Source organism: Rhodococcus sp. 06-462-5, from assembly GCF_002258315.1.
Taxonomy (GTDB): Bacteria; Actinomycetota; Actinomycetes; order Mycobacteriales; family Mycobacteriaceae; genus Rhodococcoides.
In genome coordinates, this window is sequence record NZ_NOYD01000013.1 from 497,201 (window position 1) to 510,590 (window position 13,390).

Below are 13,390 nucleotides of genomic sequence, written 5' to 3' on the forward strand. Positions count from 1 at the left end.
CGGACGGGCCTTTCGTCGTTCAGCGTGGAGTCACTCCTCCAGAATCGCCACCGCGGCGGCGATGTCGCCGTCGTGCGTCAGCGACAGATGGATCTTGACCGTCGGCAGGAACTCCTGCGCCATCCCGTGCAATTTGATGGACGGACGGCCCCACGCATCGTTGACGACCTCGATCAGCGGATACGGGTTGTCACCGATCTGCGGCGGCCGAGCGAATCGCGATGTGGCCCATGCCTTCAGCACTGCTTCCTTGGCCGCCCACCGTGCTGCGTAGTGGCGGGTCGGGTCGGAACTCTTCGTCGCGGCATGACGGCGCTCGCCCGCGGTGAAGCTGTCGCGGATCATCGTCGTGCCGACCTTCTCCATCTGCTCGGCGAAGTCGGACACCGTCACCAGGTCGAAACCCACTCCCAGAATCGCCATCAGATGGCACCCGGCAGACCGGAGGAGTAGACGTCGTCCTCGCCGAGGCGAGCGGACTCGTTGAGCAACACGTTTGCCTCCAGTTCGCGTGACGCCTTGGCCGGCGTCCCGTCATGTCCGAGCCGTCGATCGTCGGGCCGCTCGTAGAGGGAGTCTCCTCCCACCATCGCGGAGATCAGCCTGCGCTGACCGGCGATACGGCGCTCGTTCGCCTTCGCGATGTACTCGGCACGCCGGTCCGCCGGAACGGCCTCGACGAACGCCTGCGGGTGCACCAGCGCGATGAGTCCGGACACGTGGCCGAATCCGAGTGAGGTGAGCAGACCTGCCTTGAGCGGCACCGAGTCACCGAAGCGCAGCGGCTCCCGTGCCCACACCAGATGCTCGAACGGGGTCATCTTGTCGTCGACGCAGTCGAGGCTGCGGTTCGGCGGGATGACGCCGTTGGCCAGTACCTGGCACAGACCGATCAACTGCCAGGCAGCCGCTCCACCCTTCGAGTGTCCGGTGAGGCTCTTCTGCGAGACGACGAAGAGCGGAGCGCCGTCCGAACGACCGATGGCCTTGGCGAGGCGGGTGTGCAGTTCCGCCTCGTTCGGGTCGTTGGCTGCAGTGGAGGTGTCGTGCTTGGAGATCACGGCCACGTCGTCTGCACTGACGCCGAGCGCGTTGAGCGAGAGCGCGAGCGCCGAATCCTTGCCGCCGCGACCGGCACTGAGCGCGCCGAGTCCCGGAGCCGGGATGGAGGTGTGCACTCCGTCGCCGTACGACTGTGCGTAGGCCACCACTCCGAGGACCGGCAGGCCCATCTCGAGTGCCAGGTCTCCGCGAGCGAGCAGAATCGTTCCGCCGCCGTGGGATTCGACGAATCCACCGCGCCTGCGGTCGTTCGCCCGCGAGAACCGCCGATCGCTGATGCCCTTGGCGGTCATCGCTGCCGAGTCCGCGGTGGCCGACATGTCACCGAAGCCGATGATGCCTTCGTTGCTCAGGTCGTCGAAGCCGCCGGCGACCACGAGCTGCGCCTTGCCCAGCTTGATCTTGTCGACGCCTTCCTCGACGGAGACGGCCGCGGTGGCGCAGGCGGCGACGGGGTGAACCATCGCGCCGTAGCTACCGATGTAGGACTGGACCACATGCGCGGCAACGACGTTCGGCAGAGCCTCCTGCAGGATGTCGTTCGCACGAGCATCACCGAGCAGGGTGTCGATGTACAGCGAGCGCATGGACTCCATGCCGCCCATGCCGGTGCCCTGTGTGTTGGCCACCAGCGTGGGGTGCACCCAGCGCATCAGTTCCGACGGGTTGAAGCCCGAGGAGATGAACGCGTCGACCGTGGTGACGATGTTCCACAGTGCGACACGGTCGACCGAGCTGGCCATGTCGGGCGAGATGCCCCACTTGGTCGGATCGAATCCGGTCGGAATCTGCCCACCGACGGTGCGGGTGAGCTTCATCTTGCGCGGGACGCGAATTTCGGTGCCCGCCTTGCGGGTGACCTGCCAGTCGCTCGAATCCGGGACCGGCGTGATCAGTGTGTGCTCGGGATCCGCTGCTGCGAACGACCGTGCATCGATCTCGGTTCCGACCACGAACGTCAGGTCGTTGTCGAGGAAGATCGAGGTCATCAGCGGAGCGGTGTTGCCGACCATCGCGCCGTCGTCGCCGTAGGTGCGGATACCGCACTTCTCGACCACGATGTCGTGGTACTTGTCGGCGATGTCCTCCTCGGGCACCAGGTCACCGGACTCGATGTCGTACCAACCCGGCTTGGGATCGTTCTCCCAGGCGATCAGGCCGGTGTTCCACGCGAGTTCGAGTACGCCTGCGGCCGAGAGCTGCTCGTCGACCTCCATCTCGAAGCGGGTGCGTGCCGAACCGTACGGTCCGAGCTCGCCTGCACCGACGATGACGACCAGATCCTTCGGGTCTACATCGAGTGTCGGCCACGCCGGAGCGGTGGTCGTCGTCGACAGCCGCGGCGGAGCGGGCAGTGCCGCGATCACCGAATCATCCACTGCCTCTTCGGTCTTCTCGGCAGCGGCCGCAGCCGCGTCCCGAGCGAGTTCGACGAGGTTGAGCTTGGTGCTGGCCAATCCGCCGGTGAGATCGGCCACGATCGGCTCCTGAGCGGCCTGACGACGAGCGTCAGGCGTGCACAGCTGCAGCAACTCGGTTGCCATCTCGTCGGTCGACCAGGTGCGCACACCCTCGGCTTCGACCGCCTCGACGATGGGGTCGTTGCCGCCCATCAGGCCGGTTCCGCGGACCCAACCGATGTGAGCGTGGGCGATGGACACCCGCTCGGCCCAGTTCTTCTCCGAACCCCACTTGGCGACAACCGCATCGAGTGCAGCCTTGGACTCGCCGTAGGCACCGTCGCCACCGAACATTCCGCGGTTCGGCGATCCCGGCAGCACCACGTGCAGGTGCGTGTCGATGTCGTTGTCGTAGCCGACCTTGGACAGTCCGCCGATCAGACGCTCGACCGACCAGAGCAGCACGCGCATCTCCATCTCGGCGCGAGCTCCGGCGTCGGACATCTCGCCGACGACCCGAGGTGCGGCGAACGGGAACAGCATCGTCGGCGTGGCACCGGCCTTGACCAGAGTCTTTGCGCCACCGGCAGTGTCGATGAAGTCGCTGCCGATCCACTCGATGAGCGCATCGACGTCGGTGTACGACGCGATGTTCGCCGGAACCACCCAGAGCGACGCTCCGCTGCGTGCGTTGTCGCGGTAGAGCGAGCGGTAGAAGCCGAGTCGCTCGTCGTCGAGCCTGGAGGTGGTGACGAAGACCGTCGCTCCCCCGGCCAGCAGCTTGGCCGTCACCGCAGCTGCGATGGAGCCCTTGCTGCCGCCGGTGACCACTGCGACCTCGTCGGACCATTGGCCCTTGTCCTCGGATGCGACCGCTATATCCGCGATGCGTCCGAAGGTTTCGGCGAGCACTGTCTTGTTCTCGTAGTCGGCCTTGGCCTTCCACCACTGTGCCTGCGACGCAACGGCATTGCCCGCGCCGGCGAAGGACTCGACCGAGATTTCGCCTGCGGTACCGAGCCACAACCGAGCCAGGTCCTCACGGGCAGTGGCCCACCGGTCGTCGATCAGGACGGCGCGCTTGGCGTCGAACGCGGGAGCGACCAGGCGAGGCCAGTCGGATCCGAGTTCGGCGGAGACCAGCTCGACCAGAGCGGCGTCGGGATCGTCGGCCAGCAGCGCGTTGGGGGCATCCGCCAGTCCGAGCTGCTCGAGCACCAGCCGGGCAGCGGAGGCAAGGACGCCGTCGCGGCCGGTGATGTGCTCGGTGAACTCACCGAGAGCAGCAGCGTCGACGGTTCCACCGGCTCCGCCGCCTGCCTGCGGCATCGAGACTGCGACGCCGCGGCGTGCGGCCACCGCGGCCACAGCCGCGTCGATGACGTTGTCGACTGCATTGCCGTCGGCGAGAGAGCCGTCGGCCAGGCCGCCGAGTGCGCCGCCACGAACCGAGGCACCGTCACGGGTACCGAGAGCGACCTCGGCGGTGACGTGGTGCGCCCAGCCGTCGCCCAGTTCCCAGGTCTTCTTGACGCGATCGGCGATCGAGGCCGGGCGTCGACCCGAGGGGCCGAAGACCTTGCGGAGGTGATCGTTGATGGAGTCGCTGAGCACCGGACCGAACGGCTTGTACGTACGGGCCAGCTTGTTCACCGTGCCCGAGAGCGCGCCCATGTCGGCATCGGCTGCGCCGTCGATGGCACCGAGCGAGAGCTCGGAACCGAGGTCGACGAGCAACTGGTTACGGCGCGAGGACACACCGTCGCACAGTGCCTCGATGGTGTCGGCAGGCCCGATCTGATCGAGCTGCAGCTTGGTCCACAGGCCGATGAGGATCTTGGTCGCATCGGCCGCGACGAATGCGATGTCGTCCGGACGAGGTCCGCCGGACGGTGCCGCCGCCGGTGCGGGTGCTGCAGCCGGAGCAGCAGCTACTGCCGGAGCAGGGGCCTCCACCGGTGCCGACTCTTCCTCGTCGGCCGGAGCCGGGTCGGTGTCGGTGCCGTAGATGATCGCAGCCTCGCGCTCGAGGTTGAGAACCTCGACCGGGTGGCCGAAGCGGCCCGGCAGCTTGAGGGTCTGCGACGCGAGGTTCGCCACGGTCGGAGTTGCACCGAGGCCGATCTCGACGAAGCGCTCGACGCCCATGCCGCCGTCGGACTCGTCTGCGAACAGCAGGTCCTGGGTCTCGATCCAGCGCACCGGGCTGGCGAACTGCCAAGCGAGCAGCTCGGTCAGGATCACGCGGCACAGACCGCTCGGCCGTGCGGCCCACGAATCGAATTCCGCGAGAACGGCGTTCAGCGGCTCGGACGGAACCAGATCGGCGATCTCCTGGACGAAGTCGCGCTCGAGCGAGAACGGCTTGGGCACCAGGTTCGGGATGTAGCGCCCCACCAGGATCGCCGGATCGATCTGCTCGGGGAGCAGAGTCTGAAGGCGATTGCGGAAGTCGTCGACTCCGCCGCGCAGCACCGTGGAGTGGAACGGCACGTCGATGCCGGGAACCATGATGTAGGCGGCCTTGCCACCGAACTCGGCACGGCGGATCGCGATCTTCTTCTCCAGCTCGCCGAGGCCGGCAACCGTGCCTGCGATGGCGTACTGCGAGCCGCGCAGGTTGAGGTTGACGATCTCGAGGAATTCACCGGATTCTGCCGCGACACCGGCGACGAAACCCTGTACGTCCTCGTCGGCCAGGCCGATCTGCGACGGGCGGATCGCTGCCATGCGGTAGTCACTGCGGCCGCTGGCGTCACGCGGAACGAGCGCGTGCATCGCCGATCCACGCTGGAAGACGACCTCGAGGACGGCTTCGAGCGGGAGCACACCGGCAACGGCTGCGAGGGCGTTGTACTCACCGACGGAGTGGCCGGCGAGAATCGAGTTCTCCACGAACGCACCGGATTCACGCAGTTCGGCAACCTGTGCCACGCCGAGAACGGCCATTGCGACCTGGGTGAACTGGGTCAGGTGCAGCACACCGTCGGGGTGCTTGTGCGTGACGCCCCGCGCCTTGAGCGACGTCGGGTTGTCGCGCACCACAGCGAGAATGGAGAAGCCGAGCGCGCTGCGGGTGTGCTTGTCGGCACGCTCCCACACCTCACGTGCGGCCTTCGAGCGAGACCGTGCGTCCAGGCCCATGCCCGCACGCTGGATGCCCTGGCCCGGGAAGGCGTAGACGGTCTTCGGCGGCGCGGTGCGAGCGGTGGCGACCATGACCAGTTCGCCTGCGACACGGCAGGAGACCTCGATCAGTTCGGCACCCTGGTCGAATCCGGTGCGGTCGACGCGAACGTCGATTTCGGCTCCGGGTCGAACCATGCCGAGGAAGCGTGCGGTCCAGGCGGTGAGGCGACGCGGCGGAGTCTTGGTGTCCGCGTGATCGACTGCGGTGACCGTCTGCTGGGCAGCGGCCGAGAGCCACATGCCGTGCACGATGGGGCTGCCGAGACCGGCGAGCAGAGCCGCCGCGTCCGAGGTGTGAATCGGGTTGTGGTCGCCCGAGACCTGAGCGAACGCGGCCATGTTGCGCGGGGCGACGATGGTGGCCTGACGACGGCGACGACGCGGGGTGTCCTGTGCGTCGGCGCTCACCGAGCCGCCTGCACGAGCCGGGTCGACGAGCTCGCCCCTGCCGGTGCGTCCACGAATGGCGAAGCGTTCCACCAGAGTTGCGACGGCGGGAGCGTCGAGCCCCTCACCGAGCATGGCACCGATCTCGACGGTGACCTCGACGACACGGCCGAGGTCGGTGTCGAGCACCTCTCCTGCCGCAGCCTTGACCACCAGAATCGAAGTGTCGGTGGGCAATTCGCCGACCAGGTTCACACTGTGATCGAGGTGCACCAGATCGAGCATGCCTTCGATGACGTCGATGCCCTCGGCGTTACGGGTCGCGCCGAGGACGGCGAACACGGCGGGCCAGCAGGCACCGACGAGAACGTCGGGAACGGCCTTGCCGCTGACGGTGAGCGTGTCCGGGAGTCCGGAACCGGTGACGCCTGCGTGGTCGGCGATCAGATCGGGGATCCACGCGATGTTCAGCCGGGCAACGCCGCCCTTGACGGTCGGAAGCTCTTGGCCTGCAGCAACTCCGAGCAGAGCCGACATGGCCTGCTGAGCGTCCTGAGCGGTGACGACGGGCGCGCCGCCGTCGATCGTGGAGGCCGGAACCGTCAGGCGGATGCGAACTTCCTTGCCCGGAGCGAGCGGAACCAGCAGCTCCACGTGCTCGGAATCGAGCACGGTCAGCGAGGAGCCGGTCTGCGGGTGCGCCGCGACCGTCTCGGATTCCACGGTCCAGTCGGCCGGATCACCCAGGCGTGCAACGGGGTTCTGCGTCATCCGCGAGGCCCAGGTGACGTCGGGAGCAGCCAGCACGATGCCCAGCAGTCCGGGTGCGATCTCGGCGTGGCGACGGCTCGCGATGGCCGTGGGCTCGACGCCCTCGGCGAGCAGCTGATCCGCGGTGGCCTTCTCGAAGCGATCGAGCAGATCGCCCACGGGCTCGTCGACGCGAGTGATGCCTGCGACGGCGACGGTGCCGGGGATGATGCAGACCTGATCGGCCGAGTAGCGGGCGTCGTGTGCCTGCCACAGCGAGTCACTGCGCCACCAGCGGCGCACGTCACCGTCGACGACGGGGACGAAGTTGACCGGCTTGCCGGGCATGCGGCACAGCGAGGTGAAGAAGGTGATGTCGGCCGGGTGCAGAACCACGTCTGCGGCGTCGGGGAACTGTGCGAGCAGCGACTTCAGTGCTGCGCGCGGGCGTTCGAGGACCTCGGCGTCGGCGAACAGGGTGGGGATGGGTCCGCGATCGACGGGGTGCAGCCGGGCCTCGGCGCGCTGCAGCATCTCCAGGAAGCGGGTGCGCCAGGTGATGTCGAGCCACACCGATTCGCGGGCCTCGGACACGGCGTCGGTGAACTCTCCGCCGCAATCGAAGTCGCTGCGCGAGTCGGTTCCGATGGCCAGGTCCAGGTAGCGAGCGAGCCACTGCTGGTATGTCATGTCGGCGACGTCGCCGAAGAACGGCTTGGCAGTGCCGTCGAGTGCGGCGATGATCTCGTCGCGACGCTCGGCCACGGCGTCGGCGTTGCCGGCGACCTCGTCGAGCAGTCGGCCGCACCGCGATGCCGCGTTGTCGATTTCGTGGATGTCGGCACCGAGCTGGCTTCGGCCCGAGGCCATTCCGCCGTTCGCGGTACCGGCACCGACCCAGTCGGGGGTTCCCGGTGTGTCGACCAGAAGCTGTTTGACCTCGGGAGCCGTCGTGGCCTCGAGGGTTGCCATCGCTGCGGTGCCGACGAGGATGCCGTCGAGCGGCATCTTCGGGTAACCGTGCACGGCCGACCAGGTTCCGGTGAGGTACTCCGCTGCCCGCTCGGGGGTGCCGATGCCGCCGCCGACGCAGACGACGAGGTTGGGCCGTGACCGCAGCTCCGCGTAGGTGGTCAGCAGCAGATCGTCGAGGTCCTCCCACGAGTGGTGTCCGCCTGCGCGGCCGCCCTCGATGTGAACGTTGACCTGGTAGGACGGGACCTCGTTGGCGATGCGGATGACGGCGCGAATCTGCGCGACGGTGCCGGGCTTGAACGAGACGTAGCTGATGCCGGCCTCGGACAGCTCTTCGATGAGGGCCACTGCCTCTTCGAGTTCCGGGATGCCTGCGGTGACGACGACGCCGTCGATGGCCGCGCCTGCTGCGCGAGCGCGCTGCACGATGCGGCGTCCGCCGAGCTGAAGCTTCCACAGGTACGGGTCGAGGAAGAGCGAGTTGAACTGGATGGCGCGGCCGGGCTCGAGCAACGTGGAGAGCTCGGCGACGCGGTCGGTGAAGATGTCTTCGGTGACCTGGCCGCCACCGGCGAGCTCGGCCCAGTGGCCTGCGTTGGCTGCGGCCGCGACGATCTTCGCGTCGACGGTCGTCGGCGTCATGCCGGCGAGCAGAATCGGCGAACGTCCGGTCATCTTGGTGAAGGAGGTCTCGACCACGACGCGGCCGTCGGGCAACGTGACCGGCGTGGGGGCATAGGCGGACCATGCGGGCTGGACCTCGGGAGCAGCTCCCGGGGTGAGCAGATTGCGGTGGCCGCCGCGCGAGGATGCGGCGATGATGCCGACGCCTTGTCCACGCAGCGCCGGGGTGGTCATGCGAGTGAGCAGGTCGCCCGGACCGAGATCGAGAATCCAGTCGGCACCGGCGTCGACGACACCGTCGATGGCGTCGACCCAATCGACGGAGTCCACGAGGATCTTCTGTGCGAGGTCGCGTGCGAGCTCGACATCGAGTCCACAACGCTGTGCCCAGGCGCTGACGAGTTCGACAGCGTCGGCCAGGGCGGGGTGATGGAAGCCGATCTCGACGGGAAGCTGCTCGAAGACCGGGGCGAACACGGCACCGCCGCGCTTCTTGGCGTCACGGTCGCGCTCTTCCTCGGCAGCGATCTGCTCGCACTTCTCCTGCACGCGGGCCAGCTGGGCCGGCGGTCCCGAGAGTACGACGCGACGACGGCCGTTGCGGATGGCGAGGGCGGCGGATCGCTCCGGTGCTCCGTCGATCGCGAGGTCGGCGATGATCGACTGCAGTCGTGCGGGTTCGACGTTGGCAACCGAGACCATCGGCGCGCGGTCTCCGGCTCCGATGATGCCGCGGCGACGGCCGACGAGACCTGCAGCAGCACCGACGAGCTGGGCGATCGCGAGGAAGCTCGCGTCCTGTGCGCCGTCGGCTGCGACGGATTCGGCGGCGATGAGCCCCTGCGAGTGTCCGACGACCTTGACCGGCGGGGTCTGGGCGGGATCGAGTCCCTGCAGCTTCAGCGCGCGCAGTGCTGCGACCTGGGTGAGGAACACTCCGGGAAGCGAGACGGCAGCGGAGGTCAGTGCAGCCTCGGACGGTCCGTACGAGCCTGCGGAGTCGTCGTCGGCAAGGTCTTGTTCGAGCATCCAGCCGATCGGGTCGAAGCCGACCGAGCGTACGACCAGCAGCTCGTCGGCAACGGGTGCGAGAGTGACTGCAGCCTCGTTGACGAGATCGGTCAGTTCGGGTTCGAGCGCGGAGTCGCGAGCCAGTTCTTCGAGGGAGCTGAGCCACGGTGCACCCTGGCCACCGAAGGCCAGTGCATACGGCTCGCCCGCGGCGAAACGATCTGCCAGAGTCCGAGAGCCGCCATTGCTTCTAGGGGATTTGTCTGCGTTGCCGGTGCTTCGCGAGCCTCGTCCGTGTGATGGTGTGCTCTCGTTGATCGTCAAGGCTGAAAATTCCTCTCGTGGACGCCTCGGGGGTCGGGGCGTTCGCTGTGATGACTGCCCTGGCGCGTCGTGGGCTACAGGGTCGAAGCGGTGAGCCGGTCCTCGTCGACAGGTCTCCTCCGCGCTGTTCAAGGTTGACACAAAATCATGAGGAAATCCTCAGGTTTGCTCGGACGTCCGAGTGCTACCAGCGAGTACGTCACTCGAAGCGGCTTTACTTTTTGTTTACCCGACTCGCCGGTAACCCGTATCCACGCTGGCGAGAGCATCGAGCGGGATGTCAGAACATGAGGAAAGCCTCGCATTTTTCGTTATCTTTTCGTGATGTGATCTCGAACACAGATGAGCGGCTCCCGACCTTGTCGGTGCAGTCCTCTACCTTGTGCGAACGAGCCGCTCATCGACGCGAGCGGTCGACGAACTCCGGGGGGAATTCATGTATTCATCGGTAACGGACATCTGCACCGAGGACGAACTCGACGCGACACTTCTACACATCGAATCGCTTGTGCCGCAATCGCGTTCGCCGCACTGGACGCCGGGATGGCGCGGCGAGAGCGAGGTGGCGTTGTTGGATGCGATCTTCTCGGCACGCGCTCCCTACGGCGGCCCGACCAGCGGGGTCCGCGCGGTGATCCAGCGATGGAGATCGCATCGCGGCGATAACCGACTCGACGACTTGACAACCCTCGCCGAACTGACCACTACTCCGGATCTACCGGTGGAAATTCTGTCCAACCGTCAACTGGTTCCGGGAAACAGCCGAACCAAGGGTGCAGCGGCCGCCGTGGCGGCACAGACGCTGGTGTCGGTGGGGCTGAGCCGATCGAGCGACTTCGAGCAACACACCGAGCAACAATTCGAGGCGTTCTGCGCAATTCCCGGCCTCGGCGAGACCACGTGGGAGTGCATGCTCATGCACCTCGGCGTGCGTACCGACAGAGCGGCCGAACACCTGCGCTCGTTCGTCGCCGACGCACTCGAACCGCTCCACCACGACCTCGCCGCCGAGATCGCCGAGGACCGCTCCCCTGTGATCCTGGAAGCTGCGGCGAATGCACTCGGAGCAGATCTCGCGTCGCTCGAGCACGCGGTCTGGCGCTACCAACACAAATCACGCCGGGCGAAGCAGCGTCACTCCGAAGCGGAACTGCGATCGGCAGGCTGACCGCGAGAGATCAGCGCCTCCACACCGTCGAGGATGCACTCCAGCCCGAACCGGTAGGCGTGCACGGGGTCGCTGGCGGCGTCGTACGACGTCGCCGCGGCCGTCCCGACCCGAGACGACACCGGAAAACGTGCGCGGTCCATCACCCGTTCGAGGACCGGCGCGGTGGCCGCCCACCACTGGGCGTCGGACATGCCCGACTGCTCCTTGACACGCGTCACGCCTGCGAGGGCTCGCGCGGTACCGGAAACGTGCGTGAGAACCAGCGTGAGAACGGAGTCGATCTCGACGTCGCCCAGGCCGATGCCGACAAGGGGACGCAACTCGGCCTCGTACTTGTCGTTGGTGTGCGGGCCGAGCACGGGGCGTGCACCCTCCGCTTCGAGCAGCCACGAATGCCGTTGGTACAGAACCCAATTGCGCTCGGCGACGAAGTGCATCGCGGGACGCCATCCGCCGGCGACGGAGGACGGCTCGTCGACGTGCGAGTAGAGACCGGCAAGCGCTCGATCGATCATCAGGTCGGCGAGGTCATCCCGGCCCGGCACATGCGTGTAGAGCGACATCGCGCCGACACCGAGATGCTCGGCCACGTTCCGCATCGACACAGACTCGAGACCGTTCGCGTCGGCCAGCTCGATGGCGGCGTCGACGATCGCATCCACGCTCAGTCCGGTGCGACTCGGCTTGGCACCGACTCGCCACAGGAGCTCGAGTGTTCGGGCCGGGTCGAAGGGGACGTCCTTTTTCGCTGCCACTCGCCGAGTGTAGCGACACCGTACGGTGTACACCGCAGCGAGCCGACCGCGCCACTGAGAACAACCATCCAGGTTGTAGACTTCATCGGCACGCGCGAGTGGCGGAATTGGCAGACGCGCTGGATTTAGGTTCCAGTGTCTCAGGACGTGGGGGTTCAAGTCCCCCCTCGCGCACCATGGATTTATCGGCCCGGCTTGTCTCGAGACTTCTGCAGGTTCCGACGTGTGAAGGCGGCTCGAATGTCCAGCAACCCCGACAACGACGCGATCTTCGCTGAGATTTCCGACGAGAGGCGTTCTCTCGCAAGAACTCTCGAGAATCTCACTCCCGAACAATGGGACACCCCATCACTGTGCGAGGCCTGGACTGTCCGCGACGTCGCCGCCCATCTGGTGGTCCCCCTGATCGTCCCGCTCTGGCAGTTCGGACTCGTCATGGTGCGCACCCGAGGCAACTTCGACCGCGCCAATCAACTGATGACCACGCGCGTGCGTCGCGAGCACGGCAACGAGTTGCCCGCCTTGCTCACCGCGCACGCAGAAAAGAAGTTCACCCCACCGGGCCACGGTCCGCTGGCACCCTTGTCCGACGTCATCGTGCACGGACTGGACGTGTGCAGGCCGCTGGGAATCGAGCACCACGTTCCCGATCACCGCATGATCACGATGCTCGACTTTCTGGTGCCCGCGACCGGCGCGGCACCGTTCAAAGGCCCTGAGCTCCGACTGCAGTGGCGCGCAACCGATCTGGACTGGAGCCGCGGCGAGGGCCCCGTCATCGAAGGATCGGCCGGCACCCTGGCACTGGTTCTGACCGGACGCAGCAGCGCTCTCGTGGACGTCACCGGGCCCGGTGCCGAGCAACTCGCCCGGGCACGGGCCAACCGCCGTCGGGCGTGAGCCGCATCCGAGCCGTCCATGGTGAGAATCACCGCCGGGCCGCAGCACGCGACTACCTCCAGTAGTAGTACCTCCGGTACCGTCGAGGGGTGACTTCATCCCGCCCGAACCGTCGGCCAGCGCTGATCGCGCTGGTCATCGTGTCCGCGGCGGTGTGCTTGGGTCTCGGCTGGTGGCAGTGGGAACGCTTCGAGGCAGTCGGCGGCAACGGCCAGAACCTCGGGTACGCGTTCCAGTGGCCCCTGTTCGCAGTTTTCGTCGTCTACGCCTACCGTAAGTTCGTCCGCCTCGAAGACGAGGACCCCGAGGAGGCGGCTGCGGCGCGGCCCGACGGACCCACCGAGGTGCCCCTCGACCTGCTCCCCCAGCGGCATGCCCCGGCGGCCGACGCCACGGACCTCGACGATCCCGAGGCCAGGCAGCTACTCGAATACAACAGCTACCTCGCGGAGCTGAACGAATCCCGCGGGACCGACAGGAGCACCACGTGAGTTCGGCACCGGAGAAGACGCAGGCGTCTGCGAACAAGACCCAGAAGATCGCATCCGCGCTGCTGCGCTACCGGGTTCTGGCGTATGCCACGGGCATCTGGCTGCTCGTTCTCGTGGCCGAGATGGTCGCGAAGTACATTTTCAAGGTCGAGAACGTGCCCAATTGGATTGCTGTCGTGCATGGTTGGGTCTACCTCGTGTACCTCGTGCTCACGGTGGATCTCGCCATCAAGGTGCGGTGGCCTGCCGCCCGCACTATCGGCACACTGCTCGCCGGAACTATCCCGTTCCTGTCGTTCTACATCGAGCACAAGCGCACCAAGCAGGTCAAAGCCGACTTCGCCGTCTGAC

Annotated in this window: 7 protein-coding genes and 1 tRNA gene; 5 read left to right on the top strand and 3 right to left on the bottom strand. The window is 66.9% G+C overall.

Annotated elements, in window-relative coordinates; genetic code table 11:
• Nucleotides 1-30: 30 nt before the first annotated feature.
• Together CH251_RS09650 and CH251_RS09655 are read right to left on the bottom strand one after the other, a co-directional pair.
• Nucleotides 31-423, bottom strand: a complete 393-nt coding sequence (locus tag CH251_RS09650; RefSeq protein ID WP_008715184.1) for a holo-ACP synthase — start codon at nucleotides 421-423, stop codon at nucleotides 31-33.
• Entirely contained in the window at nucleotides 423-9,722 is a 9,300-nt protein-coding gene (locus CH251_RS09655) for a type I polyketide synthase (RefSeq protein ID WP_094612890.1), read from the bottom strand. The genes CH251_RS09650 and CH251_RS09655 overlap by 1 nt, the downstream gene beginning before the upstream one ends.
• Before the next feature lie 436 nt (nucleotides 9,723-10,158).
• On the opposite strand from CH251_RS09655, the gene CH251_RS09660 reads away from it, so the two are divergent.
• Entirely contained in the window at nucleotides 10,159-10,890 is a 732-nt protein-coding gene (locus CH251_RS09660) for a hypothetical protein (RefSeq protein ID WP_094612891.1), read from the top strand.
• On the opposite strand, the gene CH251_RS09665 is transcribed toward CH251_RS09660, so the two are convergent.
• Nucleotides 10,857-11,648 (bottom strand): TetR/AcrR family transcriptional regulator, encoded by a 792-nt coding sequence (locus tag CH251_RS09665; protein WP_094612892.1) that lies wholly within the window; start codon nucleotides 11,646-11,648, stop codon nucleotides 10,857-10,859. The two genes, CH251_RS09660 and CH251_RS09665, sit on opposite strands and share 34 nt — an antisense overlap.
• Nucleotides 11,649-11,740: 92 nt before the next feature.
• Here CH251_RS09665 and CH251_RS09670 point away from each other — a divergent pair.
• The 4 genes from CH251_RS09670 (at nucleotide 11,741) to CH251_RS09685 (ending at nucleotide 13,389) form a co-directional block, all read left to right on the top strand.
• Nucleotides 11,741-11,825 (top strand) — tRNA-Leu (locus CH251_RS09670).
• 63 nt (nucleotides 11,826-11,888) lie between these two features.
• Entirely contained in the window at nucleotides 11,889-12,548 is a 660-nt protein-coding gene (locus CH251_RS09675) for a maleylpyruvate isomerase family mycothiol-dependent enzyme (protein WP_094612893.1), read from the top strand.
• An 89-nt stretch (nucleotides 12,549-12,637) separates the two neighbouring features.
• Nucleotides 12,638-13,039 (top strand): transcriptional regulator, encoded by a 402-nt coding sequence (locus tag CH251_RS09680; protein ID WP_094612894.1) that lies wholly within the window; start codon nucleotides 12,638-12,640, stop codon nucleotides 13,037-13,039.
• Entirely contained in the window at nucleotides 13,036-13,389 is a 354-nt protein-coding gene (locus CH251_RS09685; RefSeq protein ID WP_094612895.1) for a DUF3817 domain-containing protein, read from the top strand. Before CH251_RS09680 ends, CH251_RS09685 begins: the two co-directional genes overlap by 4 nt.
• Nucleotide 13,390: the final 1 nt, after the last annotated feature.

Bases quoted from the DNA above. Each gene is read 5' to 3' on its own strand.
- CH251_RS09660 (WP_094612891.1), top strand. From the start codon at position 10,159: ATGTATTCATCGGTAACGGACATCTGCACCGAGGACGAACTCGACGCG.
- CH251_RS09650 (WP_008715184.1), bottom strand. From the start codon at position 423: ATGGCGATTCTGGGAGTGGGTTTCGACCTGGTGACGGTGTCCGACTTC.
- CH251_RS09675 (WP_094612893.1), top strand. From the start codon at position 11,889: ATGTCCAGCAACCCCGACAACGACGCGATCTTCGCTGAGATTTCCGAC.